This window comes from Herbaspirillum sp. RV1423 (assembly GCF_000577615.1).
Lineage (GTDB): Bacteria > Pseudomonadota > Gammaproteobacteria > Burkholderiales > Burkholderiaceae_D > Herbaspirillum.
The window spans coordinates 13,735-39,241 of sequence record NZ_CBXX010000001.1; the positions used below are offsets into that span (position 1 = coordinate 13,735).

Sequence of the window (25,507 nt, forward strand, 5' to 3'; positions counted from 1 at the left end):
TCAGGCCTCCTTCGGATGGTTAGTGAGCAGGGTGATGCCGCGCGCGATGTCGTTTTGGGTGAGGCTGGTGCGACCATCGCTGTCGGTAGTGCCGGTGACAGTGTTGCCATCGGCAAGCTTGATGCGGTAATCCTGGTTGGGGGCTGGACGCCGGGTAAATTCGTCCATGAGCACGTAACGTTCCGACTGCGGGATAGCCTTTTGCTGGAACACGGGCAAGGGTAGCGACAGCGTGCCCGGTTCTTCCTTGACGACGCTGCGAATCTTGAGATTGAGCTTGCCGTCTCCGCCGATCTCGACGTTGTCGCCGAGGATTTTGATGTAAGCGCTGCCGCTGTGCAGGACGATGCCATTGGCGGCATTGACCACGGTCTTGCCGGCGGCGCTGGTGATCTGCACGTCCCGTTGACCGACCATTTCCAGATTGTCGCTTTGGGCCTGTATCTGTACCTTGCCTTGGGCGGCGAACAGTTTGATGCCCATCTTGTGGGCGAACATGGACATCCCTTGGCTGGCGGCTAACAAGAAACGCTTGCCGACGCTGATGCTGTGGTCGTCGCCGCTGTGCTGCATGATGTCTTGTCCAGCCGACAGATTGATATGGCTGGGCGTGGCGGCGGCAATGCCTGCCGGCGAGGACAGCAGCAGCACGGCTTGTTTGAGTTCGGCCACACTCTCGGTGAGCCAGTCGTTGTGCTCGCGCAGTGCGGCGACTTCGGCCTTGGCAATAGAAGCGGCTTGCGCTAGTCCTTGTGCCTGGGCTTGCAGTTGTTGCAGCAAGGTTTGCGCAGCTTGCATGTCCAGTTGCTGGCCGCGGGCCTCGCTTTGCATGTCGGCGCTGACAAACAATCCCTTGCCGCCCCGGATGGCGCCATGACCATCGGTCCTCAGTTCAAAGCCTTGTCCACGCTCCTGACGCTGGCTGTCGACCAGATGCCCCAGGTTCAATTGACTCTTGCCGGAGTGCTCGGTGCTGAGCTTGATGTGCTCCTGCCCCTTCCAGTCTTCCATCCTGAGCTTGTTGTTGCTTTGCGTGCGGATGACGTTGCGGCTCAGCCAGCGGTTCTCGGTGGTGATGTGGTCGGGCTGGCGGCTGTTGTGGTGCAGGTGGGCGATGTAGGGTTTATTGGGATTGCCGTCCATGAAGGCAATCGCCGCTTCGGTGCCGTCGATGATGGGGAAGTGGAAGCCGGTTTCGTTGGCCCCTGCAAACGGTTTGGCAAGGCGCAATGGCACGCTCTCTTGGCCCGGATGCCATTCGTCGAAATCAAGATCGAAGCGCACCCGGTAATGACCGTGCTTCGTAATGTAGGCATGGGGATATTGGTTCGGCGAGGTGACTCTTGCCGACAGTGTTCCGGCGATCTTCGGCCAGTTGGCTTCGTCGAGCGGGATGCGGAAGCGCCGGTCGCTGGGGATGGCGGTGTAGCTGTTCTTGTAGGCCTGATCGCGTGCGCCGCTGTGGGTGACGCTGACGATGACCTGGCCATTGGGCGCATCGGGCAGGGACTGATCCATGCGCAGGATGCGCGCCGGGCGCAGTTCGAGGATGTTGCTCTGGCCGGTGTAGGTGATTTGATGGGCGATGGCGGCTTCATGTCTGAGTTGCGCTTCCCATTTGGCATCTTTCTGATTCAGATGATGACTGCCGTAGACGTAGGGCTGACCATAGGTGGTCTTGTCGGCGCGAGCGATATTCGCTTCTTCTTTGAAGCGCTCCCAAGCTGCGTTGGGATGATAATCGGCCACCAGATACGAAGCGGGAACCGTCTGCGATTGCGTTTGCAGACTAAACACCGTTTCCTGGCCCGACTCCAGTCCCGCCGTTTCCCGATACGGTACCTTGAGTTCTGGCTTGTAAATGTAATGGTCGATATCGTCGCCGAAGACGATGATGTCGCCGAACTTGCCGGGGGTGAAGTAGCTGTACAGACCTTCTTGTCGCATCAGCAGGTGGATGTAGTCCCAGTCGCTCATCTGGTATTGCAGGCGGAAAGCATGCTCGGGGTAGGTGCGACGGGTCTTGAACAGGAACTGATTGCCGTTGAAGTCGTGTCTGCGCAGGATGGCTTCGATGATTTGCGGTGCGGTCTTGTGTTGGAATACACGACTGGCGTGGGTCAGGCGCAGGCGCGCCACCAGCGGTTCGATGACGAATTCGTAGCTGTGGAAGTCGTGAGTCTGTTTGCGCTTGTTGAATTGGGTGATGCAACCGGCGAAGGTGCGGCCCTCGGGGGCATCGTTGGCGTAGCCGGTGAGCGCATCGATGACGGACGGCGTGATGGTGAAGCTGGCATCCTTGCCGAGGTAGTCGGCGCGCTGTAATTCCTGCGGATGGGTGAGTTGGATGGTGATGCGGTAGGGCTCGCCCAAGGCCTCGACGGCTTCAAATGACACCACCGACAGCAAGGCGGCGCTGGCGGTGCCGGGGACCGTGACATTGTAACGCTGTTGACCTGACGCTGCATGAGCGAGCGCGGCGGCTTGATTGGATTGTGTGTTCATCTCTTGCATTCCTTCGAGGTGTCGTCGGGCTGACGTTATCGAAGGCTCATGCTAAGAGATGAACAAGAACATGCATATAGAACAATTTCTAAAATACATTTGATTATGCGAATGCATTACGGATTGAATTCTTTTTTGAGAATTGGCAGTGAAATAGTGGCTGGCGTGTCGTGTCGATACCACTCGTTTCGTGGGTTGGCAGCCGTCAGTACGGATAGCCGAGCATTTTTATGGAATGTTTTTTATCCAGAAAACGACGTAGCAATTGCCTTACGACGGCATCAACCTCATTCTGTTACGCTTTATCCAGCTTCAATGACCGGATATCTCCGAAATCGACGTCCGCACCACCTTGCCGCTCTCCATGTCGAAGTGCACGTTGAACAGGCGCTCTTCATGGACGTGCAGGTATTTCCAGTCCCACACCTCTTCATTCTTGCGCTTGAACGGCACCACGCTGCGCGGCCGTCCCAGCATATTGCGCACCTCGTCGCGCGTCATGCCCTTCTGTACCCTGTCGAAATTCTCGTCCGTCAGCACCTGTTGATAACCCGTCAACCTACCATCGGACGCGATGCGGAACATCCAGGTTCGCACACCCTCCGGGCCTTTCGGGTACTCCAGCGTGCGGCCGCCGTCGCTTTCCTCGCGTACGCTGTCCGGCTGCCCCATGACGCCGCGCACATCGGCTTCGGTCGATACGCCTGTGTTCAACTTGTCCAAACCAAACTCCTCCATCGGATTGCCGTTGCGGTCGCATCCCGGCGCAAGCAATACCGCGCTAGCCGCCAGGAGCCACCCAATTACCTTGCTTTTCATCATTGCCATCTTTGATATCCGGGCTTCAAGACAGGGTAGAATAGCGTCTATTAGCCAGTTAACAAGAATTCCCGGGATAAATCATGTTATTCAGCAAACATTTCAGTTCCTACCAATCGGAAGCCACCAAGTTCATCGACGAACTCAAGCAAAAGAACCCGAATCTGGAAGAGCAGCAACGCGCCGGTCGCGCACTGCTGTGGGACAAGGCGCCGCTGGATCTGGACAAGACCGCGCGCGACAAGGAATCCCGTGTCAAGCAACAACCCTACGTCTATCAAAACCACTAATCCGCCAGCATGATCGAAAACGCCGGGAATCCATCCTCCGACGCTGCCGAACTCACGCTGGAAGGCCAGCCGGACTCGACGCCGGACGTGGTTGACGGCGTCGCTTTCGCCAAGCTGTACGGCGAGCCGCTGTTCAAGCTGCCGACCGACCTGTACATCCCGCCGGACGCGCTGGAAGTGTTCCTGGAGGCGTTCCAGGGACCGCTCGACCTGCTGCTGTACCTGATCCGCAAACAAAACTTCAACATCCTCGACATCCCGATGGCGCAGGTCACCCTGCAATATCTGGAATATGTCGATCAGATCCGCCAGCACAACCTTGAACTGGCCGCCGAATACCTGCTGATGGCCGCGATGCTGATCGAGATCAAGTCGCGCATGCTGCTGCCGGTCAGGAAAGCCGACACCGGCGAAGAAGCCGAAGACCCGCGCGCCGAGCTGGTGCGCCGTCTGCTCGAATACGAACAGATGAAACTGGCCGCGCAGGAACTCGACTCGCTGCCGCAAGTCGGCCGCGACTACGTGCGCACCCAGGTCTACATCGAACAAACCGTCGTCACGCGCTGGCCCGAAGTCAACCTCGACGACCTGCATGCGGTATGGGCCGATATCATGCGCCGCGCCAAACTGACCGCCCACCATCACATCAGCCGCGAAGAATTGTCGGTGCGCGAGCATATGACCGGCATCCTGCGCCGCCTGCAATCGGCCCGCTTCGTCGAATTCGCCGACCTGTTCGATCCGGCGCGCGGCGTACCGGTGGTGGTGGTTAACTTCATCGCCCTGCTCGAGCTGGCCAAGGAAACCCTGATCGAAATCACCCAGGCCGAAGCCTTCGCGCCGATTTACGTGCGGCTGTCGTACTCGCCGAGCTGATTTTTCAGCCAGCCCGAGTACATCTCAGCCCGCTTCCGTATCCAATCCACGACATCACGCCATGAAAATCATCTCGTCCATCGAAGAACTGCGCGATCAACTGCGCGGCCAATTGCGCACCGCCTTCGTCCCGACCATGGGCAACCTGCACGAAGGCCATCTGTCGCTGATGCGCCTGGCGCGCACCCACGGCGATCCGGTGGTGGCGTCGATTTTCGTCAATCGCCTGCAATTCGGTCCCAACGAAGATTTCGACAAATATCCGCGCACCTTCCAGGCTGACGTCGAAAAGCTGGAAAAGGAAGGCGTCTATGTCCTGTTCGCACCGACCGAGAAAGACCTCTATCCCGAGCCGCAGGAATACCGCGTGCAGCCGCCGGACGATCTCGGCAACATTCTCGAAGGCGAATTCCGCCCCGGTTTCTTCACCGGCGTCACGACGGTGGTGCTCAAGCTGTTCTCCTGTGTGCAACCGCGCGTCGCGGTGTTCGGCAAGAAGGATTACCAACAGCTCATGATCGTGCGCAACATGGCGCGCCAGTTCGCGCTGCCGACCGAAATCATCGCCGCCGAAACCTGGCGCGCCGACGACGGCCTCGCATTGTCTTCGCGCAATGGTTACCTGTCGGTCGCGGAACGCGCCGAAGCGCCGGAACTGTACAAGGCGCTCAATCAGGTCGCCGACGAAGTGCGCGGCGGACACCTGGACGTTTTCAAGCTCGAACGCAAAGCCATGGATGCGCTGGCGCAGCGCGGCTGGAAACCGGACTACATCTCGATCCGCAAACGCATCGACCTGCAGCCGCCCTCGGCCGGCGACCTGGCGCAAGGCGAAAAACTGGTGGTGGTCGCCGCCGCCAAGCTCGGCAACACCCGCCTGATCGACAACCTGGAAATCTGATGCGATGCAGGCAGGCCGTCCTTGCCTTTGCCCTGGCATGGTCGGCGGCGGCTGCGGCAAGCGTCGCCGTCAAGGACGACCTCGGCAACGACATCCGCCTCGACCGGCCCGCCCGCCGCATCGTCAGCCTGTCGCCGCACACCACCGAATTGCTCTACGCCGCCGGCGCCGGACCTTACGTCGTCGGCGTCAGCAATTACAGCGACTATCCGCAGGCCGCGAAACAGATCGTTTCCGTCGGCCGCATCGGCACCGTCGACGTCGAAAAAATCCTCACGCTCAAACCCGACCTGATTGTCGCCTGGCATAGCGGCAACTCGGCATCGCAAGTGCAAAAACTGCGTGCGTTCGGCATCCCGGTATTCGAAAGCCAGCCGGCCGATTACGCCATGATTGCATCGTCGCTGGAGCGTCTCGGCGCACTGAGCGGCACGCCCGAAGGCAACAAGGCCGCAGCCGATTTCCGCGCACGCCGGCAGGCGCTGGAACAACGCTATCGCAACCGTTCGCCGGTCAGCGTGTTCTACCAGATATGGAGCCAGCCGCTGATGACGCTCAGCGGCAAACACATGGCGTCGGCGGTCTTGCGCACCTGCGGCGGCAACAACATTTTCGCCAGCCTGCCTCAACTGGCGCCCACCGTCAGTATCGAAACCGTCATCGCCGCCGATCCCGATGCCATCCTCGCGCCCGACGATGCGAAGGAACAGCCGTTCGAACAATGGCACCGCTTTGGAAAAATGCGAGCGGTCGCGAACGACAACTTGTTTACCGTCCACGCCGACTGGATGAATCGACCCGGCCCGCGCATCCTCGATGCCGTCGAACAGGTTTGCAAGATGCTCGATACTGTCCGGGACAAACCATCGGAAAAGTAGGCCCTGAACCGTCAGGCTGAAGACGGCGCAAACCATTTTCCGCGCGCCGAATCGATAACATCGAAGCGGCAATCGAATGCCGCCTGCAACACGTCCGGCCGCAATACCTCATTAACCTCCCCGCTCCACCAGCTCCGTTCGCCGATCAGCAATACATGCGTAGCAAAACGCGCTGCAAGATTGATATCGTGCATGCTGGCGACGACGCCATGTTCGTCGTCCGCCAGTTCGCGCAACAGGCGCATGACCACTTGCTGGGCCGCGACATCCTGATGCGACGCGGGTTCATCGAGCAGATAGAGTTGCGGTGCCTGCAGTAGCAAGGTGGCGATGGCGACGCGTTGACGTTCGCCGCCGGAAAGCCGCATTACGTCCGCATCGGCATAGGCAGTCATGCCGAGCAGCCCCAGCACATCGGCGGCGGCGCGCCGGTCGGCGGCGTCGTGCCAGCCCCAGCCGGTCCGGTAAGGATGCAGGCCGGCCATGACGCTGTCGAGCACGTTGCAAGAAAATGCATCGAACTGCTGCTGCGCCACTAGGCCGCGCCACAAGGCAAGCTGTCGGGGCGTCAAGCCGGCGACATCGCCGTCCGTTGCATGGCGATGTCCGCTTGCCGGCGCCAGCAAGCCGGCGACCGTATGCAGCAAGGTGCTTTTGCCGATGCCGTTCTTGCCGAGCACGCACCAGAATTCTCCCTGATGGACTTGCCAGTCGAGATCGGTCAGCAGGCTGGCAGCACCGGTGCGAAGCGTCAGCTTGTCGGTCGTGAGCAAGGTCGCGCGCTTCATGTGCGGCTCCTCGACAGCAGCCACAGAAACAGCGGCACACCAATCAGCGCAGTGATGACGCCGACCGGCAATTGCGTCGGCGCGACGACCGTGCGCGCCGCCAGATCGGCCAGCGCGAGCCCGCCGCCGCCGGCCAATGCCGCAGCAGGCAGCAGTACGCGCTGGTCGTTGCCGATCAGCAGGCGCAGGCCGTGCGGCACCACCAGGCCGACGAAGCCGATGGTGCCGGCCATGGTCACCGCCGCGGCGGTCGCCAGCGACGCCGCGCACAAGGTTGCGACGCGCAGGCGCACCACCGGCACGCCGAGCAATTGCGCAAAACTTTCGCCGCGCGCCAGCAAATTCAGGCGCGGTGCATTCCAGGTCGACCAGAGCAGCACAAGCACGGCGATCATTGCCGCAACCGGCAGGAAACGGCTATCTTCCAGATCGCCCATGAGCCAGAACACCATGCCGCGCAATTGCGAATCGGCCGCCAGCGTGAGCACCAGCGTAATGACCGCGCCGAATCCCGCTGCCAGCATTACGCCGGTCAACAGCAAGCGATGCCCCGCCGCCATCGGCGACAAGGGCAAGCGACGCAGGGATTTACCGACAAGGCCGAACAGCAAGATCACCGCCAGACCGGCCCCCATCACGGCGCCGACCGCAGCGATATTCTGTCGCGGCAGACTGGCGTAACCCGCTGCCAGCGTCGCCACCAAAGCCCCCGCGGCAGAACCGCCCGATACGCCCAGCACATAAGGTTCGGCCAAAGGATTGCGCAACAGAACTTGCATCAGCGCCCCCGCCATCGCCAGCAGCGCGCCGACAGTGAATGCGGTCAGGGCGTGCGGCACGCGCAGTTGCAGCAACATGGCAGCATCGGCGCTGTCGCCGCCCGGTCGCAGGCAGCCGGTGCTGCCGCACATGCCGGCGAGAACGAGCGCCAGCCCGGCCAATACCGCCAGGCAGGAAAGTATCCCTATTGCTCGTCGCATGCGATCCTTAAAAGTCGTAACGTGCGGTAAATTTTACTGCACGGCCGCTCTCGGGATAGATGCTGCCGGCGCAGCCGAAGGCTTGCGAAAAATAATTCTTGTCGGCCAGGTTGGCGCCGGTCAGCGCAAACTCCCACGCGCTCACCCGCACCGCATAGCGCGCATCGACGGTCGTGTACGACGGCATGCGCGCGTTGCAGGTGTTGCTGAAATCGCTGCCGTAGCGCTGCGCATCGGCCCACAGCACGCCGAGGTTGACGCTCTGGTTGCCGGATTGCCAGTTCAGGCGCGCCGAAGCAGTGTTCCTCGGCACCAGCACCATTTCCTTGCCGGCGTTGGGGCCGTCGGTGAAGGTTGCGGCGATGTGCTGGAAATTGGCTTTCAGGCTGAAGTCCGCGCTCAATCTTGCGTTGGCTTCCAGTTCCACGCCCTGCCGTTTGGTCGGGTCCAGATTGACGTTGGCGCCGAAAGGGCCGACGGTCGGATCAAAAAACAGCTCGTCCCTGAGGCGATGGCGGAACCACTTGAGCGTGGCGTTGGTGTCTGCGCCGCCCCAGGTCGCGCCGAATTCCAGATCGTGCGACATCTGCGGCTTGAGTATCTGCCCCGTCGCCAATGCGGCAAAACCATTCTCGTCGGCGGTCGGCAAACGATAGCTTTGTCCTGTCTTGCTGAACACGCGCACGGAGGGCACGACCGCATAGCTCGCCTGCACGTCCCAGGCATTGACGCCTTGCGCTTTATCGTAGCCACCGATGGTACTGTTCTTGTCGAATACTTCATGGCGCAGCCCTAGCGCGATGCGCGCATTGCGATCGATCTGTAATTCATCGCGCACATAGGCGGCGCGAGCAGTCTGCCTGGCATCGCTGCCGCCATTGACATTACCGGTCTGCCATTCGGAAAAATCGAGTCCCGTTACCAGCTCGTTCTTCAGCCCGCCGCCTTCGGCGATGTGGCGCAGGCGCGGCGAGAACTGCGTGGTGCGGCTGTGCACTTCGCTGACCGGGCCGCCGCCATAGCTGGCGCGGGAAATCTTTTCCCGATGGGACAGTTCCGCGGCGGCCTCAAGCGCGCCGAACTTGCGCTCGAAGAAGGCCGTGATGCGATCGCTATCGTAGGAACCGTTATCCTGAGGCGTACTTGCCCGGCGCGGATTGGCGAGAAACTGCGCCATGCTAAGCGAGCCAGGAAGACCGTAGTCGGCGCGCGCCAGGTCGACGCGCAAGCCGAAACGGCCCTCGCTGGAAAACCATTGCGCCACGCCGCTGAAATTTTCCTGATTGGCAGCGTTGTTGCCGCGGTAATTGTCCGCATGCTGCTTGCTGTAGGCGGCGTTCAGTGCAAAGCCGTCCCAGCCTCTGGACACGCTGGCGCGGCCGCTGCGCAAACCGTAGCTGCCCGCCTCGCCGACCACAGTGCCGTGCGTTGCATCCGCTGCGGGCCGCTTGGTGATGATTTGTATCGTGCCGCCGGTGGCGCCGTCGCCATACAGCACGCTGCTGCCGCCGCGCATGATCTCGATGCGTTCGACGGTGTCGATCGGCACCGAAGACAGCAAAGCGGTCGACAATTCATTTTCGGACAAACGCACGCCGTCAATCAGGATGACCAGGTTCTGGTCGCCATTGCTGCCGAAGCCGCGCATGTCGAGTGCAAAGTCGCCCGGTCCCGCCAGGCTCTGACGTCCATATACGCCGCCAAGCTTGCGAATTGCTTCGTTGACGTTGTCGATGCCCGCATTGCGGATGTCTTCGGCCGTGACGACGGTTGCCCCCACCGGAGGGAACGCCGGGTCGTTGGGAAAACGTGATGCGGTCACGACGACGGGCGCAAGGTTCTGATCGGCGACAGTCTGCGCCGCGGCATTGGTGCATGAAAAAACGATATGGACAACAACCGCCAGTGCAGGTGCGACTGCTGCACGGCGTGATGGAACTGCAGGTTTCATGATGCATTTCTGATAAGCGTTTCCCGCCTGCCTCCCCGCAGGCCGGATTGAAATGGAAGGCGCGGCCTTCCCCTGTCCTGGCCGGTATCCGGGCTGCAGGCGTCACCACCAAGCCTTCCCATGCCGCGCTGCGCAAACGACAAGATGCGCGAAGCGATCACAGTGGCGAATATGGCGGCCGCCATCGAAACAACCGATGGCGCCTGCTTACCGTTGCGGGGGCAGCGTACGTTGGCGGACAGACAACCGTCATCCGATTCCGCGCCGTACTTCCCGTTTAACTGCCGGCATGAACATGTCGGCGAGCACCAAAACGGCGCAATTGTATGCGGCAAAGCCACGAAGGGCAATCCGCCGTGACAAACGAAGCAGGCTTGCAGTAAGATTGCCCAAAGATCAACCTGATCGCCATAACGTCAGTGAAATGGGGAATTTTCATCGCTTTTTAGCTGATGGAGCAGCTTGACAGGGCCTTATAATCCGTTCAACTAATAGCGGAGGTGCGCCTTGACCTGGGCCCGGCCGGGGAATCAGGCAAAAGATGCAGGCAAGCTCTCTACAGGATTGCCATTTATTGCCGATATGCATTTATTATTTCGGCAACGCAACAATGAATGCCGCACAATACAGCCGTCTGTCATAAAGAACAGGAGCGTCATATCAACGAACCGTCTCGTCGAACCACGTAATTCAGTGACAGATTGTCCGCCTTCGCGGCGGAAGCAAACAACGCAGCAAATTTGTATGGAGATACCAAGATCATGAGTGACGATGTTGATTTAGAAGCACTGTTCGACGAGATTTCGGCGCAATCCCTGCCCGCAGCCACCGCAGCGGCTGAACCGCCCCCATCCGCGAGCCCTGCTCCAACGCTGGAAGACCAGTCCGACAAGCCCATGTACGAACGCCTGGGCGGCATCGTCCGCCTGCTGCACGACTCCATGCGCGAACTCGGCTATGACCGTTCGCTGTCGGACGTCGCTTCGCAGATCGGCGACGCTCAGGGCCGTCTGGAACACGTCGCCACCCTGACCGAACAAGCCGCCAACAAGGTGCTCAACTCGATCGATGCCGGCATGCCCGCCCAGGATGCCCTCGCCAGCAAGGCCAAGGACATCGACGACCGCTGGGCCCGTCTGTTTGCAGGCCAGATGACCATCGACGAGTTCAAGAACCTGGCGACCGATTCCAAGAAATTCTCCACCGCCGTCATCGAAGCCACCGAGGTCGAAAAGGCCCGCATGCTGGAAATCATGATGGCGCAGGACTTCCAGGACATCACCGGCCAACTGATCAAGAAGATCGTCAGCATCACTGCCGTGGCGGAACGCGAACTGGCCCAACTGCTCCGCGACAACGCGCCGCCGGAAGTCAAGGCAGCCATCGAAGCCGAGAAACCGGTTGAGTTGCTGAATGGACCTTCCGCCCCGGGCTCAGCCATGGTGCAGAATGATGTGGATGACTTACTCGCTAACCTGGGGTTCTAATGGATGACGAAATGCTCAAGGATTTTGTCGTTGAGGCATTAGACCTCGCGACTAACGTTGAAGAGCATCTGCTGACTCTTGAACGGCATCCTGACGATATGGAAATTCTGAATGCGGTTTTTCGCGCATTCCACACTATCAAAGGCGGCGCCGGTTTCGTCAATTTGCCGGCCATGGTGTCGGCCTGCCACTTGACGGAAAACCTGTTCGACGCCCTGCGCACCGGCAAGGCTGCGGTCACGCCGATCGCAATCGAAGCGGCGCTGCAAGCCAGCGGCTTTGTCGCCGACCAGCTCAATGAACTGTCCAACGGCGCGGATCCGGCCAGCCTGGCGTCCATGCCGCAAGACCTGGAAGACATCCTGACCCAGGCCATCGAGGGCCAGGCTGCTCCGGCAGCCGCCGCGGCACCCGTCCCTTCGGCGCCGGCTGTGGCCGCAGCGCCAGCGACTGTATCGACGACGCCTTCCATCAATGGCGGCGCCAGCGTACTCGGCGCCGACGGCTCGCTCGACTGGAATGCCTTGTATCAGGCGGTTGCCGGCGGCGTCGGCGATGCGCCGCCTGCTGCGGCAGTTGCCGCGCCTGCGGAAGTTGCCGATGCCGTGGAAGACAGCAGTTCCGGCCATCCTAAAGCCTTGCCCTCGGCCACGCCGAAGGCAGCCGCTCCCGCTGTCACGCCCAACCGCCGCGCCACCGACAATCAACCCGGCGGCGGCAAGGAGGAAAGCATCCGTATCGATGCCGGCAAGCTCGACGCCTTGCTGGAAGTGGCCGGTGAATCGGTCCAGGCCGCCAACCAAGCTGCCGTGCTGTTGGAAAAACTGCAGCAGTTCAAGTTTGAAGGCACCGCCGCTGCCTTGATGTCGACGCTGGCCGAAACGCTCGGCCGCGCGTCGCGCTATTCCAGCGAACTGCAGCGCGCGACCTTGTCGACGCGCATGCAGCCGGTCGGCCGCCTGTTCCAGAAATTTCCTCGCCTGGTGCGCGAACTGGCCAAGGATCTCGGCAAGGACGTCGACCTGGCCATCTCGGGCGCCGAAACCGAAGTCGACCGCGTCGTTGTGGACAGCCTGTACGACCCGCTGGTGCACATGCTGCGCAACTCGCTCGACCACGGCATCGAAACCGACCGCGCCGCCGCAGGCAAGCCGAACAAGGCGACCATTTCGCTCAAGGCATGGCAGGAAGCCAGCAGCGTCATGATCGAGATTTTCGACGACGGCAAGGGCATGGATCCGGATTTCCTGCGCAAGAAAGCAATCGGCAAGGGCCTGATCGGCGAGCATGACGCGCAAAGCCACGATGAAGCGCTGCAACTGGTGTTCCTGCCGGGTTTCTCAACCAAGGAAGTAGCTTCCAGCGTGTCCGGCCGCGGTGTCGGCATGGATGTGGTGAAGACCGCCGTGGAAAAACACCGCGGCACCATCCGCATCGATTCCACGCTGGGCGTCGGCACGCGTTTCTCGATCCGCCTGCCGATCGAATTGTCGATCATCCCGACCATGCTGGTGCGCACCGCCGGTGCCGCGCTGGCGTTGCCGATGGCGGTTGTGGAACGCGTGGTGGAATTGCCGGACGACTTCGACGAAGTCGGCGGCGCGCCGGTGTTGCGCGACCAGGGCCGTCCGCTACCGGTCCATTCGCTGGCCGGCGTGCTCGGCTACGAGCCCGGGAACGAGCGCGTCGGCATCGTCATGGCTGTGCCGCATCCCTACATCCTCGGCGTCGAAGCCGTGGAAGGCACGGCCGATCTGGTGATCAAACCGCTCACCGCGATCCAGACCAACGGCATTACCGGTACTGCGCGCTCCGCTGAAGGCGAACTGGTGCTGGTCGTGGGCCTGTCCTTCCTGCTGGAAGGTTGCCGCGCGTCGGCCAAGGCTGTCGCTCAGGTCTGAGCGTCTCCTGCCCGCTCATCTGCCGCATGCAAACAATGCGGCAGATGAGCAGTTCTGCACTTTCCCGTCCATCACTCCTGCATTCAACGCTCGGCGATACGGCCGCCCCTGAGGTTCCGGCAATGCCTTACCCTTTCATCAGCGTCTGAATACCTGAAGTCGCGATTTGCAGGCCGACGCAAAATATCAGGAACGCCGTAATTCTGTTCGATATTTTCTGACCGCTCTGCCCCAGATAACTAAGCATTTTTTTGGTGTTCAGATAGAAGACGTAAACGAGGATGCACATGACGATGATCGCTAGAAGAATAGCGGCGGTGTTGATCAGGTAGGTGCCGACATTTTCGTTCGAACTGTGGGCGCTCAATGTAAACAGCACCGAGATCGTACCTGCGCCGGTCGTTACGGGGAAGGTGATTGGGGAAAACAATTTTGATTCGATGTCAAGATGGTTCGATGCCGCCGGAGCCTCTTCCACATTGGCAGAAGATGCGGACGGAGCGTCATCGGAACTCAACGACTCCCATCCCATTTTGCAAATCATGATACCGCCGCCAAGTTGTATGACGGGGATGGAAATACCAAACAATTCCAAAATATAGTGGCCTGCAAAGAGTGCGATCGTGCAGATGAAAAATGCATAGAGGGTTATCTTCTTTACCGCCGCCTTTCGCTCATCGACGCTGAGATGCGCCAAATACGGATTCACAATGAATGCGCTGCCGACGGGATTGACGACAGGAAAAAGGGCAATGATGCCGATAAACAAAAGATGGATGAATGAATGAACGCTGGCAAGCATTAGGGTTGAGTATCAAAGAGTTGGGAAATCAATAAAGCGCCCTTTCCCGGGCAGAGGAGTTTTCAGCCTGTCCCGGTCGGCTCAAACAACGATGATCGCCAATCGGCACATCAGAGTTCGTACATGTCCTTTTCGCCTTCCATCACCTGCGCGATCAACTTGCGGTTCAGCGTCGGCGCCAGCAATTCGATGAAGGTGTAGACATAGCTGCGCAGGTAAGCGCCCTGCTTTAGCGCCACGCGCGAGACGTTGGTGCCGAACAGGTGGCCGGCGGGAACCGAGCGCAGGCCACGGTCGCGCTCGGCGTCGAAAGCCATGCCGGCGATAATGCCCACACCCATGCCGAGCTCGACGTAAGTCTTGATGACATCGGCGTCGATGGCCTCCAGCACGATGTCCGGCTTCAGGTCGCGCAGGGCAAAAGCGTGATCGATCTTGCTGCGGCCGCTGAACGCAGCGTCGTAGGTAATCAGCGGGTAACCGGCGATCTCTTCCAGCGACAGGTTCTTGGATTTGAGCAAGGGATGCTCAGGCGGCGCCACGAGGACATGTTCCCATTGATAACATGGCAAAGAGACAAGCCCCTCGCCCGAGGCCAGCGCCTCGGTGGCAATGGCGATGTCGGCCTGGTCGTTGCGCACCATTTCGGTAATCTGCTTGGGATTTCCTTGCAACAAAGACAATCTTACCTTGGGATACTTTTGCGTGAACGCCTGCACGACCTTGGGCAGCGAATAGCGCGCCTGGGTGTGCGTGGTGGCGATGGTGAAACTGCCGCTGTCGTGCGCGGCGAATTCCTTGCCGATGCGCTTGAGGCCATCGACTTCCTGCATGATCAGTTCCACCGAGCGCAACACCGCCCGCCCCGGCTCGGTCAGGCCGCGGATGCGCTTGCCGTGACGCGTGAAAATGTCCACGCCCAGTTCTTCTTCGAGTTCGATGATTGCCTTCGACACGCCCGGCTGCGAGGTGTACAGCGCCTTGGCGGCTTCGGTCAGGTTGTAGTTTTGCCTTACCGCTTCCCTGACGAAGCGGAATTGATGCAGATTCATGGCCCGTCCTTCAATGTGCTCAACAACTGTATTTACATATGCCGATTGTGCATATAAGCAAATAAATAGTATGTAGTTTGGTTTGAAGCTTAAGTTTATTACGATTCGACCTGTTATAGACGAGGTGTTATGACTGTTTCTTATGTAGTCAGCGGATTTGCGGTGGGATTGCTGGTCGGATTGACCGGCGTCGGCGGCGGCTCGCTGATGACGCCCTTATTGACGCTGTTGTTCGGCATCCACCCCAGCGTGGCGGTCGGCACCGACCTGGCCTTTGCTTCGGCGACGAAGACGGCCGGGACGTTCGCGCATCGTTTCAAGGGCACCGTGCGCTGGGACATCGTGCGCCGCCTGTCTTGCGGTGCGCTGCCGGCGGCCGTCGTGACGACCTTGCTGCTGAAACATTTCGGCGCAGTCAGCGACGGCATCAGCCTCGTCATCCGTTATTCCATCGCTGTCTCCGTTTTCCTCACGGTGATCGCTTTGCTGTTTAAGAGTAAACTTCAGATATGGTTGAATGCCCATCCTGAGCGCCATTTGCAAGGCCGCGACCTGGCCGGCGCAACCGTTCTGGCCGGCGCCGTGCTCGGCATGCTGGTGACCATTTCGTCGATCGGCGCGGGCGCCGTCGGCGCCACCCTGCTGGTGCTGCTCTACCCTCGCCTGTCGCCCGCGGAGATTGCCGGCACCGACATCGCCTATGCGGTGCCGCTGACGGCCATTGCGGCATTCGGTCACTGGTGGTTGGGTTCGATCGACTGGTCCCTGCTGGGTGCTTTGCTGCTGGGCTCGGTGCCGGGCATTACCATCGGCTCGCTCGCCGCGCGCGCGGTGCCGGAGAAATTTTTGCGTGGCCTGCTGGCGATTACGCTGACGAGCGTTGCCTTGAAGCTGATTTGGTAGGCTGTTTTTTTATCACATGGAGTCTCCAAGAAAGACTTCTGCAAGACGTTAACAGGGATGACAAGATGTACCGTTACGACCAATACGACCACCTGATCGTCAAAGAGCGCGTTGCGCAGTACCGCGACCAGGTGCGCCGCCGCCTCTCCGATGAACTGATCGAGGATGAGTTCCGCATCCTGCGCCTGCAAAACGGCCTGTACCTGCAGCGTCACGCCTACATGCTGCGCATCGCGATTCCCTACGGTCTGCTGGCGTCGCGTCAGGTCCGCATGTTCGCCCACATCGCACGCAAATACGATCGCGGCTACGGCCACTTCACCACGCGCCAGAACATCCAGTTCAACTGGATCAAGCTGGAAGAATCCCCGGACATCCTGGCCGAACTCGCCACGGTCGAAATGCACGCCATCCAGACTTCCGGCAACTGCATCCGCAACACCACGTCGGACGAACTGGCCGGCGTCGCCGCCGACGAGATCGTCGATCCGCGCCCCTACGCCGAACTGATCCGCGAGTGGAGCACCTTCCACCCCGAGTTCGCCTACCTGCCGCGCAAGTTCAAGATCGCCATCAGCGGTTCCGAACAAGACCGCGCGGCGACCGCTGTGCATGACATCGGCCTGCATGTGATCAAGAACGATGCCGGCGAAGTGGGCTTCCGCGTGCTGGTCGGCGGCGGCATGGGCCGCACCCCTATCCTGGGCAGCCAGATCCGCGACTTCCTGCCATGGAAGCATGCGATGTCCTACCTCGAAGCGATCCTGCGCGTGTACAACCAGTACGGTCGCCGCGACAATATCTACAAGGCGCGCATCAAGATCCTGGTCAAGGCCATCGGCGCTGAAGAATTCGCGCGCCAGGTCGAAGAAGAATGGCTGGCGATCAAGGACGGCCCGTCGACCCTGACCGAAGAAGAACTGCAACGCGTGGCGCACTACTTCACCGCGCCGGCGTACGAAACGCTGCCGGCCGTCGACGCCGAATTCGAACGGTTGAAGGCCGAAGACAAGGGCTTCTTCAACTGGCTCAAGCGCAACGTCAAACAACACAAGGTGCCAGGCTACGCCGCCGCGATCCTGTCGCTGAAGAAGACCGGCGTACCGCCGGGAGACATCACCGCCGACCAGATGGAATTCGTCGCCGACCTGGCCGACCGCTACAGCTTCTCGGAACTGCGTGTCACGCACGAACAGAATTTGGTGCTGGCCGACGTCAAGCAAAGCGAACTCTACGCATTGTGGAAAGAAGCCAAGTCGCACGGTCTGGCGACGCCGAACATCGGCCTGCTGACCGACATCATCTGCTGCCCGGGCGGCGATTTTTGCTCGCTGGCCAACGCCAAGTCGATCCCGATCGCGCAGGCGATTGCCGAACGTTTCGACGACATCGACTTCCAGCACGACATCGGCGACATCGAACTGAACATCTCGGGCTGCATCAACGCCTGCGGCCACCACCATGTCGGCAACATCGGCATCCTGGGCGTCGACAAGGACGGCGCCGAGTGGTATCAGGTCTCGCTGGGCGGCGCCCAGGGCAACACCTCGAGCATCGGCAAGATCATCGGCCCGTCGTTCTCGGCGCACCAGATGCCGACCGTGATCGACCGCCTGCTGCAGGTCTATGTCAAGCAACGCATCGAAGACGAACGCTTCATCGATACCGTGCGCCGCATCGGCGTCACGCCCTTCAAGGACTTCGTCTATGCAACCCCGATCAAAACCGATCACGTTACCGGAGAAGACGTCTGTGCCTAATACCGCCCTCATCATCAAAGACAAAGTCGTTGTCAGCGACGACTGGAGCGTGCTGCGCCTCGCCGAAGGCGAAACGCCGGAAACCGTTGCCGTCCCCGCAGGCAAGGTCATCGTGCCGCTGACGGTCTGGCAGGCGCAGCGCGGCAATCTGCAAGGCCGCAAGGACCTCGGCGTCTGGTTCGCCAGCGACGAGCGTCCGGAAGCGCTGAAGGACGAGTTAAAAGTTGATTCCGCACCGTTTCAGATCATCGCCGTGGACTTCCCCAAGTTCGCCGACGGCCGCGGCTATTCGATCGCCTACAACCTGCGCGCCCGCCTCGGCTACACCGGTGAACTGCGCGCCATCGGCGATGTGCTGCGCGATCAGTTGTTCTATATGCAACGCGTCGGCTTCAATGCCTTCGCCGTGCGTGCCGACAAGAATATTCACGATGCGCTCAAGGGCCTGACCGATTTTTCTGAAAAGTACCAGACCTCGTGGGACGAAAAGAACCCACTGTTCCGCCGCGCCAAACGCGAGGCGATCGCCACCCGCGATTGACAGCCACGGGATTACCGAAAGACCGACGCCATGTCCGAACAAACCTTGCAAGACCTGATTGCCGCTACCCGCGCCACGCTGGAAAAGATCGCCGCCGACCACGCCCCGGCAGTGTTCGCCTCCAGCCTGGCGGCGGAGGACATGGTGCTGACCGACATGATCCTGCGCGGCAAGCTGCAGGACAAGATAGCCATCTTCACACTGGAAACCGGCCGTCTGCACAAAGAGACGCTGGGCATGCTCGACCGCATCAAGGAAAATTACGGCTACGACGTCACGCCATATCGCCCCGACCCTGCCGCCGTCGAGCAATATGTCAGCCGGAACGGCCTCAACGCCTTCTATGACAGCGTGGACATGCGCAAGGAATGCTGCCGCATCCGCAAGATCGAACCGCTCGACCGGGCGTTGGCCGGCAACAAGTCCTGGGTCACCGGCCAACGCCGCGCGCAGTCGGTGACGCGCGCCGCGCTCGACGTGCAGGAAGACGATGCGGCGCACGGCATGGCCAAGTTCAATCCGCTGGCCGACTGGTCCGAAGAAGATGTCTGGCAATACCTCCGCGACAACCAGGTGCCGTACAACCCGCTGCACGATCAGGGCTATCCATCGATCGGCTGCGAGCCCTGTACCCGCGCCATCCAGCCGGGAGAGGATGTACGCGCCGGCCGCTGGTGGTGGGAAAATCCCGACTCCAAGGAATGCGGCCTGCACGTGGTGGACGGCAAGCTGGTCCGCATCAAGCCGCACACAGCACCGGCCTGATCGCCACCCCACGAGACATAACAAAACACGCATAACAGAATCCGCCTGGCGGCACCGCTGCCGGCATCCCCATCTTGGCAAGCGATTTGAACCGAAGGTCATCGTATGAACACTGCAGTTGAACAACTTTTCCTCGACAACGCCAGCAGCCGCCACCTCGACTGGCTGGAGTCGGAGGCGATCCACATCATGCGCGAAGTCGCCGCCGAATGCAGCAACCCCGCGCTGCTGTTCTCGGGCGGCAAGGATTCCGTGGTGCTGCTGCGCATCGCCGAAAAGGCCTTCCGCCCGGGCAAATTCCCGTTCCCGCTGGTGCACATCGACACCGGCCACAACTTCCCGGAAGTGATTGCCTTCCGCGACCAGCGCGCCGCCGAACTCGGCGAAAAGCTGATCGTGCGCTCCGTCGAGGATTCGATCAAGCGCGGCACCGTGCGCCTGCGCAATCCGCTCACCGATTCGCGCAACGCCGCGCAGGCCGTGACGCTGCTGGAAACGATTGAAGAATTCAAGTTCGACGCCTGTATCGGCGGCGCCCGCCGCGACGAAGAAAAAGCGCGCGCCAAGGAACGCATCTTTTCCTTCCGCGACGAATTCGGCCAATGGAATCCCAAGGCGCAGCGCCCCGAACTCTGGGACCTCTACAACACGCGCGTGCATCCGGGCGAAAACATGCGCGTATTCCCGATCTCGAACTGGACCGAACTCGACGTCTGGCAATACATCGCGCGCGAAAAGCTGGCGCTGCCGCCGATCTATTTCGCGCACGAACGCCAGGTAATCCCGCGCAACGGCCTGCTGGTGCCGCTGACCGACCTGACGCCGGCCCGGGAAGGTGAAACTGTCGAGAACCGCGTGGTGCGCTTCCGCACCGTCGGCGACATCTCGTGCACCTGCCCGGTGGCCTCGGACGCGGCTTCCGTCGACGCCATCATTGCCGAAACCGCCGTCACGCAGATCACCGAGCGCGGCGCAACGCGCATGGACGACCAGACTTCCGAAGCATCGATGGAAAAACGTAAAAAAGAAGGATATTTCTGATGAATGCCGCTGTTGCCGAAAAAGACCTGAGAACAAATTCCGACGCCAATGCGCACGAACGCGGCCTGCTGCGCTTCATCACCGCCGGTTCGGTGGACGACGGCAAGAGCACGCTGATTGGCCGCCTGCTGTTCGACAGCAAGGGCATCTTCGCTGACCAGCTCGACGCCATGTCGCGCGCCAAGCACAAGCGCACCGTGGGCGACACCATCGACCTGTCCCTGCTCACCGACGGCCTGGAGGCCGAACGCGAACAAGGCATCACGATCGACGTGGCCTATCGTTATTTCGCCACGCCCAAGCGCAAATTCATCATCGCCGACACGCCGGGCCACGAGCAGTACACCCGCAACATGGTGACCGGCGCCTCGACCGCCGACGCCGTGATCATCCTGATCGACGTCTCCAAGGTCAAACTGAACGACGACGGCAGCGTTGAATTGCTGACCCAGACCAAGCGGCATTCGACCATCGCCCGCCTGCTGCAAATCCAGCACGTCGTGGTGGCGGTCAACAAGATGGACCTGGTCAATTACGACCAGACCGTGTACGACCGTATCGTCGGCGCATATCAACAATTCGCCGCACAACTGGGCCTGAAGGACGTACGTCCGATTCCGCTGTCGGCGCTGGCCGGCGACAACGTCGTCACCGCCAGCGACAAACTCGCCTGGTACAAGGGCCCGACGCTGATCGAGCTGCTCGAGTCGCTTTCGGTCTACGAAGATGCACATCAGGAACCGTTCCGTTTCCCGGTGCAACTGGTGGCGCGCCACAACGGCCACGAAGCCAACGACTTCCGCGGCTACATGGGCCGCATCGAAGCCGGCAAGGTGAGCAAGGGCGACAGGCTGCTGGTGCAGCCGGGCGGCCAGGCCGCCACGGTAAAGGACATCCTGACGCTGGACGGTTCGCTGGCATCGGCATCGGCCGGCCAGTCGGTCACTATCCTGCTGGAAGAATATCTGGACATCTCGCGCGGCGACATGCTGGCGTCAATTGAAAACGCGCCGACCTTGCTGAAGACCATCAGCGCCGACCTGTGCTGGCTGTCGGAAGACGCACTCGACCCGCGCCGCAAGTACTGGCTCAAGCACACCACCAAGCAGGTGGCGGCGCGCGTGGCGAAGATCGACACCTTGCTCGACATCAATACGCAACAACGCCATCCGGCCGAATCCTTGAAACTCAATGACATCGCCCGCGTCTCCGTCAACGTCCAGCAAGCCATTGCTGCCGATGCCTACGATGCTATCCGCGCCACAGGCGCCTTTATCCTGATCGATGAAGTCACGCATCAGACGGTTGCTGCTGGCATGATCCGCCTGGATGCCTGATAATCCTGCTGTGCCGTTTCTCCCGGGTGGTCCGGTCGGAACGGTGCAGCAACCGGCATGTGCCGGGCTGCGATTCTTTTCCTTTTCAGCATGAGCCCAGCCAATTCGCCAACACCGCCCGTTTCCGCCACGCCTGTTGGCAAGGTTTATCTGGTCGGCGCCGGTCCCGGCGCCGCCGACCTGATCACGGTGCGGGGCGCGCGCATTCTCGCTCAAGCCGACGTGGTATTGCATGACGCGCTGGTCACCGAGGAAATGCTGGCGCTGTGTCCGCAAGCCGTGAAGATTCCTGTCGGCAAGCGCAGCGGCCAGCGCTCCACCGCCCAGCAAGTCATCAACGAACGCCTGATCGAATGCGCGCATCGGTACCGCCTGGTGGTGCGCCTCAAGGGCGGCGATCCGATGCTGTTCGGTCGCGCCGACGAAGAGTTGCGCGCACTCGACAGTCGCAATATTCCCTATGAGATCGTCCCCGGCATCACCGCCGCATTGGCGGCGGCCTCGTCGGCGCAGCGTCCGCTGACCAAGCGCGGCGTCGCGCGCAGCGTGTCGCTGTTCACCTCCAGCACGGCGCCGGACGAGCCGAACGAATTCATCATGCCCAACGGCGACACGCTGGTGCAATACATGGGCGGACGCGAAGCCACCGCGACTGCACAGCGTCTGCTGTCGCTCGGCTATGCCCGGACCACGCCGGTTGTCGTGGTGGAAAATTGCAGTCGCGACAACGAGCGCATCCAGCATCTGGAACTCGGCACGCTGGAACAGGGCCTGACCCAGTGCAACGGGCCGGTACTGGTCATGATCGGCGAAGCGCTGGCGACGCGCAATTGACCGCAGCACCTATCGTCCACCTTTCCCACACATTCCCATGCACCTGCTACACGACCCGAGCGCGCCGGCTGCGGCGCCGATTACCTTCGACGACTTCCTGAAAGTCGATATCCGCATCGGCACCATTGTCTCGGCGGAAGCATTTCCCGAAGCACGCAAACCCGCTTACAAGCTGAAAATCGATTTCGGCCCGGCCATCGGCATCAGGCAAAGCAGCGCGCAGATCACCGCGCACTATCAACCCGACAAACTGATCGGCAGGCAAGTCGCCGCGGTAGTCAACTTTCCGCCGCGCCAGATCGGCAAGTTCATGTCGGAAGTGTTGACGCTGGGATTTCCCGATGCGCAAGGAGAGGTAGTGTTGTTCGCGCCGGATCAGGCGACGCCGAACGGCGCACGCCTATTTTGAACTGCTGATGCAGTACTGAGCCAGCGCCTGCAGGACGCCGGCGTCTTCGCCGGCCGCTTCGGCGATATGGAAGATCACGCCCGGATGCATCCGGCGCAATTGCTCGATCAATACCGGCAAATCGCGCCGTACATGTCCGCCCTGCCCGAGAAATACCGGAACGATGGTGACGCGCTGCGCGCCGCCTGCGACCTGCTGCGCGACCAGTTGCGGCAAATCGGGCGTCATCAACTCAAGGAATGCCAGTTCCACTTCCACGTCAGGCAAGTCCGCCTGGACCAGCGTGCGCAACCGTTTGAACGGTTCCGCCCAGTGAGGATCGCGCGCACCGTGGGCGAACAGGATAAGTGACTGCTTCATGGCCGTCAGCGCCGTTCGACCCAGCGCAAAGCAACCAGCGCCATGAGCATGAACAAGGTGCTCGGCAAGGCGGCGGTGACGAAGGCCGGCCAGGTATTGAGCAGACCCAGGTGCGAAAACAGGTTGTTGATCAGTTGGAAGGAGACGCCGATCATGATGCCGGTGAAAATTTTCAGGCTGACGCCGCCGGCACGGAAATGCAGGTAGGCGAACGGCAAGGCCAGCGCCATCATCACGAAAATCGACAAGGGGTAGACGACCTTCTTCCAGAACGCGATTTCGTAACGATCGGTGCGCTGGTTGTTGGCTTCCAGATGCTTGGTATAGGCGCGCAAATCATAGGCCGACATGCGATCGGGATCAGCAAACAGCACCGACAGGATTTCCGGCGTCACTTCGGACACGAAACTGCGCGTTTTCACCTTGCTGGTGGCGATCGGCGACGTGATTGCACTGGCCTTGCGATCGACGATGAAAGTGGTCTGCTGCGCGTCGGACAACTGCCAGACGTGATTGCCCTGATAATCGCCGTAAGCGGCAACGATCATGTCGGACAAGTGAAAGTCCTGATCCAGCTCGTAAATCTTGACTCCCTCCAGGCGGCCGTCGCTGAGGATGCGCTGGATATTGAGAAAGCGCGTGCCGATCACCTTGCCGTCGAGACCGTTGTCCTTGATCACGTCCTTGGCCCACAATCCCGAGCGGAACTGCGACAGCGAGGCGCCTTGCGCCTGCAGTTTGAATTTCTCGCCCCACTCGGTCGCCTTGGGAGCCACCAGTTCGCCGAACAGGATGGTGAAGATGGCGAAGCCGACGCCAATCTTGGCCAGCGCCATGGCGGTCATGCGCGTCGACATGCTGGACACGCGCATGATGGTGAACTCGGAACTGGCGGCGAACTGGGCCAACGCATAGATGGTGCCGATCAGCACCGCGATCGGCATCAGTTCGTAGACGTTGCCGGGCAATCCCATGACGACATAGAGCACGGCGCTCTGCAACTGATAGCCGTTGCGCCCCACCGACTCAAGCTGGCCCATCAGCTCGAAAAACGCGAACAGCGCCAGGAAAGCAGCCAGTGCAAAAGCGACCGAGCGGACGATCTCGCTGGTGATATAACGTTGCAGGACTCTCATCAGGCTTGCCGTTTCAATAAAAGCGCGCGCCGTACGCGAGACCACATGACCGCCGGATGGTAGCGGCTGTTGACTTTCAGCCGCAGGAAGAACATGCCCACCGCCATCAGCGCCACCACCAGATGCACCGGCCACCAAGCCAACATGAACGACATTCGGTTCTGCGTCACCGACGCCTGGAACACGCTGACCGTATTGCTGTAAACAACAAACAGCAGCAGCGCCACCAGCAGCCCCATGGAACGCCCCACGCGCGGATTGACGAAAGACAGCGGAATCGCCAGCAGCATCAGCGTACATGCCATGAGCGGCAAGGCCATGCGCCACAACAACTCGCCACGGCTGAAGCCGTTATCCTGGGTCAGCAGTTCCCAGGTCTGCATGGCGCGCGCAGACTTGTCGCCCGCCACCGCCTGCGACTGGTTGGCCACCAGCAGTCCGTAGCGTTCGAACTCGACCATCTGGAAGTCGGGCTGGCCGGGCATGCCGTCGTAGCGGCGCCCCTTGCTCATGACGACGAATTTCTCGCCGTCCTTGTCGACTTCCATCTCGCCTTCCTTGGCGACCACCAGGCTGTTCTTGCCGTTGCTGAAGGTGTCCACGAAAATGTTCTTGACCTTGCTGGCGTCGCCGGAAATGCCCTCGACGAAGAAGATGCGGTTGGCGGTTGCGGATTCCTGGAACTTGCCGGGCGAGACGCGCGCGATGTCTTCGCGCTTTTCAAAACGCTCGCGGAATTGCGCGCTCTGCTGATTGGCCCAGGGCGTGGCGATGAAACTCAGGATCGCGGTCAACAGGATGATGGGCCAGCCGAAGCGCAGCACCGGCTTGATCCAGCGCGTCAGGCTCAAGCCCGAGGCGAACCAGACCACCATTTCGGAATCCTGGTAGCTGCGCGTGACCACCAGCAGCACGGAAATGAAACCGGTCAGGATCAGGATCACGGGCATGTAGTTCAGCGCCTGGAAACCGATCAGCGCAAGCACGTCCTGCGAGCTGACCTGCCCCCCCGCAGCCTGGCCGAGGATCTTGATCAGCATCACAGTCAGGGTGATCGTAAATAGCGTCGTGAACACTGCGCCGGCGGTGCTCATCAATTCGCGTCGAAGAGCGCGCTCAAAAATCATTCGGGGCTTATAATCACAGAGGTAAATGAAGCAAATACAGCAAACTGAATACAGCAAACAAAGC

General features: G+C 60.7%; 24 protein-coding genes and 1 riboswitch. Of the genes, 14 read left to right on the forward strand and 10 right to left on the reverse strand.

Annotated elements, in window-relative coordinates; translation table 11 throughout:
• On the reverse strand, positions 1-2,505 hold the full coding sequence (locus RV1423_RS00065; RefSeq protein WP_231501991.1) for a type VI secretion system Vgr family protein: 2,505 nt from the start codon (positions 2,503-2,505) through the stop codon (positions 1-3).
• A gap of 312 nt (positions 2,506-2,817) precedes the next feature.
• Positions 2,818-3,327, reverse strand: coding sequence for an outer membrane protein assembly factor BamE (gene bamE, locus RV1423_RS00070; protein ID WP_051516375.1), 510 nt, complete (start codon positions 3,325-3,327; stop codon positions 2,818-2,820).
• Between the two features lie 80 nt (positions 3,328-3,407).
• Here bamE and RV1423_RS00075 point away from each other — a divergent pair, with 80 nt between their 5' ends.
• From RV1423_RS00075 to RV1423_RS00090, 4 genes are all read left to right on the forward strand, one after another.
• A complete protein-coding gene (locus tag RV1423_RS00075; RefSeq protein ID WP_034291838.1) occupies positions 3,408-3,614 on the forward strand; it encodes a DUF3460 family protein in 207 nt (68 codons plus the stop codon).
• Between the two features lie 9 nt (positions 3,615-3,623).
• Complete coding sequence (locus RV1423_RS00080; RefSeq protein ID WP_034291840.1) at positions 3,624-4,490, forward strand: ScpA family protein; 867 nt, start codon at positions 3,624-3,626, stop codon at positions 4,488-4,490.
• A gap of 61 nt (positions 4,491-4,551) precedes the next feature.
• A complete protein-coding gene (gene panC / locus RV1423_RS00085) occupies positions 4,552-5,391 on the forward strand; it encodes a pantoate--beta-alanine ligase (RefSeq protein WP_034291841.1) in 840 nt (279 codons plus the stop codon).
• Positions 5,391-6,269, forward strand: a complete 879-nt coding sequence (locus RV1423_RS00090) for a cobalamin-binding protein (RefSeq protein WP_034291843.1) — start codon at positions 5,391-5,393, stop codon at positions 6,267-6,269. Before panC ends, RV1423_RS00090 begins: the two co-directional genes overlap by 1 nt.
• An 11-nt stretch (positions 6,270-6,280) precedes the next feature.
• On the opposite strand, the gene RV1423_RS00095 is transcribed toward RV1423_RS00090, so the two are convergent.
• Genes RV1423_RS00095 through RV1423_RS00105 form a run of 3 tightly spaced genes read right to left on the reverse strand, consistent with a single transcriptional unit; the run spans position 6,281 to position 9,988 of the window.
• On the reverse strand, positions 6,281-7,057 hold the full coding sequence (locus RV1423_RS00095; RefSeq protein WP_034291845.1) for an ABC transporter ATP-binding protein: 777 nt from the start codon (positions 7,055-7,057) through the stop codon (positions 6,281-6,283).
• Positions 7,054-8,037 (reverse strand): iron ABC transporter permease, encoded by a 984-nt coding sequence (locus tag RV1423_RS00100; RefSeq protein ID WP_197034843.1) that lies wholly within the window; start codon positions 8,035-8,037, stop codon positions 7,054-7,056. Before RV1423_RS00100 ends, RV1423_RS00095 begins: the two co-directional genes overlap by 4 nt.
• A gap of 7 nt (positions 8,038-8,044) precedes the next feature.
• A complete protein-coding gene (locus tag RV1423_RS00105) occupies positions 8,045-9,988 on the reverse strand; it encodes a TonB-dependent receptor (protein ID WP_034291847.1) in 1,944 nt (647 codons plus the stop codon).
• Between the two features lie 61 nt (positions 9,989-10,049).
• A riboswitch (cobalamin riboswitch) is annotated at positions 10,050-10,316 on the reverse strand.
• Between the two features lie 433 nt (positions 10,317-10,749).
• On the opposite strand from RV1423_RS00105, the gene RV1423_RS00115 reads away from it, so the two are divergent.
• On the forward strand, positions 10,750-11,475 hold the full coding sequence (locus RV1423_RS00115) for a protein phosphatase CheZ (RefSeq protein WP_034292449.1): 726 nt from the start codon (positions 10,750-10,752) through the stop codon (positions 11,473-11,475).
• On the forward strand, positions 11,475-13,376 hold the full coding sequence (locus RV1423_RS00120) for a chemotaxis protein CheA (protein WP_034291851.1): 1,902 nt from the start codon (positions 11,475-11,477) through the stop codon (positions 13,374-13,376). Before RV1423_RS00115 ends, RV1423_RS00120 begins: the two co-directional genes overlap by 1 nt.
• Before the next feature lie 127 nt (positions 13,377-13,503).
• Here RV1423_RS00120 and RV1423_RS00125 read toward each other — a convergent pair whose 3' ends face one another.
• Positions 13,504-14,178 (reverse strand): MarC family protein, encoded by a 675-nt coding sequence (locus RV1423_RS00125; protein WP_051516377.1) that lies wholly within the window; start codon positions 14,176-14,178, stop codon positions 13,504-13,506.
• A 110-nt stretch (positions 14,179-14,288) separates the two neighbouring features.
• Positions 14,289-15,230, reverse strand: a complete 942-nt coding sequence (locus RV1423_RS00130; RefSeq protein WP_034291853.1) for a CysB family HTH-type transcriptional regulator — start codon at positions 15,228-15,230, stop codon at positions 14,289-14,291.
• Positions 15,231-15,359: 129 nt separating this feature from the next.
• Here RV1423_RS00130 and RV1423_RS00135 point away from each other — a divergent pair, with 129 nt between their 5' ends.
• The 8 genes from RV1423_RS00135 (at position 15,360) to RV1423_RS00170 (ending at position 22,820) form a co-directional block, all read left to right on the forward strand.
• Positions 15,360-16,133 carry a sulfite exporter TauE/SafE family protein gene (locus tag RV1423_RS00135; protein ID WP_034291856.1) on the forward strand — a complete coding sequence of 258 codons (774 nt, stop codon included), beginning with the start codon at positions 15,360-15,362 and terminating at the stop codon, positions 16,131-16,133.
• A gap of 65 nt (positions 16,134-16,198) precedes the next feature.
• Positions 16,199-17,893, forward strand: coding sequence for a nitrite/sulfite reductase (locus RV1423_RS00140; RefSeq protein WP_034291858.1), 1,695 nt, complete (start codon positions 16,199-16,201; stop codon positions 17,891-17,893).
• Positions 17,886-18,434 (forward strand): DUF934 domain-containing protein, encoded by a 549-nt coding sequence (locus tag RV1423_RS00145; protein WP_034291860.1) that lies wholly within the window; start codon positions 17,886-17,888, stop codon positions 18,432-18,434. The genes RV1423_RS00140 and RV1423_RS00145 overlap by 8 nt, the downstream gene beginning before the upstream one ends.
• Positions 18,435-18,464: 30 nt before the next feature.
• Positions 18,465-19,199 carry a phosphoadenylyl-sulfate reductase gene (locus RV1423_RS00150; protein ID WP_034291863.1) on the forward strand — a complete coding sequence of 245 codons (735 nt, stop codon included), beginning with the start codon at positions 18,465-18,467 and terminating at the stop codon, positions 19,197-19,199.
• 105 nt (positions 19,200-19,304) lie between these two features.
• Positions 19,305-20,240, forward strand: a complete 936-nt coding sequence (cysD, locus tag RV1423_RS00155) for a sulfate adenylyltransferase subunit CysD (protein WP_034291866.1) — start codon at positions 19,305-19,307, stop codon at positions 20,238-20,240.
• On the forward strand, positions 20,240-21,577 hold the full coding sequence (locus RV1423_RS00160) for a sulfate adenylyltransferase subunit 1 (RefSeq protein WP_034291868.1): 1,338 nt from the start codon (positions 20,240-20,242) through the stop codon (positions 21,575-21,577). The genes cysD and RV1423_RS00160 overlap by 1 nt, the downstream gene beginning before the upstream one ends.
• A 90-nt stretch (positions 21,578-21,667) precedes the next feature.
• Positions 21,668-22,411, forward strand: a complete 744-nt coding sequence (gene cobA / locus RV1423_RS00165) for a uroporphyrinogen-III C-methyltransferase (RefSeq protein WP_155834989.1) — start codon at positions 21,668-21,670, stop codon at positions 22,409-22,411.
• A 37-nt stretch (positions 22,412-22,448) separates the two neighbouring features.
• On the forward strand, positions 22,449-22,820 hold the full coding sequence (locus RV1423_RS00170; protein WP_034291872.1) for a tRNA-binding protein: 372 nt from the start codon (positions 22,449-22,451) through the stop codon (positions 22,818-22,820).
• Here RV1423_RS00170 and RV1423_RS00175 read toward each other — a convergent pair.
• From RV1423_RS00175 to lptF, 3 genes are read right to left on the reverse strand one after another with little or no spacing between them, the layout of a single operon-like run.
• Positions 22,812-23,180: a sirohydrochlorin chelatase gene (locus tag RV1423_RS00175; RefSeq protein WP_034291874.1), complete on the reverse strand. Its 369-nt coding sequence runs from the start codon at positions 23,178-23,180 to the stop codon at positions 22,812-22,814. The two genes, RV1423_RS00170 and RV1423_RS00175, sit on opposite strands and share 9 nt — an antisense overlap.
• Positions 23,181-23,185: 5 nt before the next feature.
• On the reverse strand, positions 23,186-24,316 hold the full coding sequence (gene lptG, locus RV1423_RS00180) for an LPS export ABC transporter permease LptG (RefSeq protein WP_034291876.1): 1,131 nt from the start codon (positions 24,314-24,316) through the stop codon (positions 23,186-23,188).
• Positions 24,316-25,443 carry an LPS export ABC transporter permease LptF gene (gene lptF, locus RV1423_RS00185; RefSeq protein WP_034291878.1) on the reverse strand — a complete coding sequence of 376 codons (1,128 nt, stop codon included), beginning with the start codon at positions 25,441-25,443 and terminating at the stop codon, positions 24,316-24,318. The genes lptG and lptF overlap by 1 nt, the downstream gene beginning before the upstream one ends.
• Between the last annotated feature and the right edge of the window lie 64 nt (positions 25,444-25,507).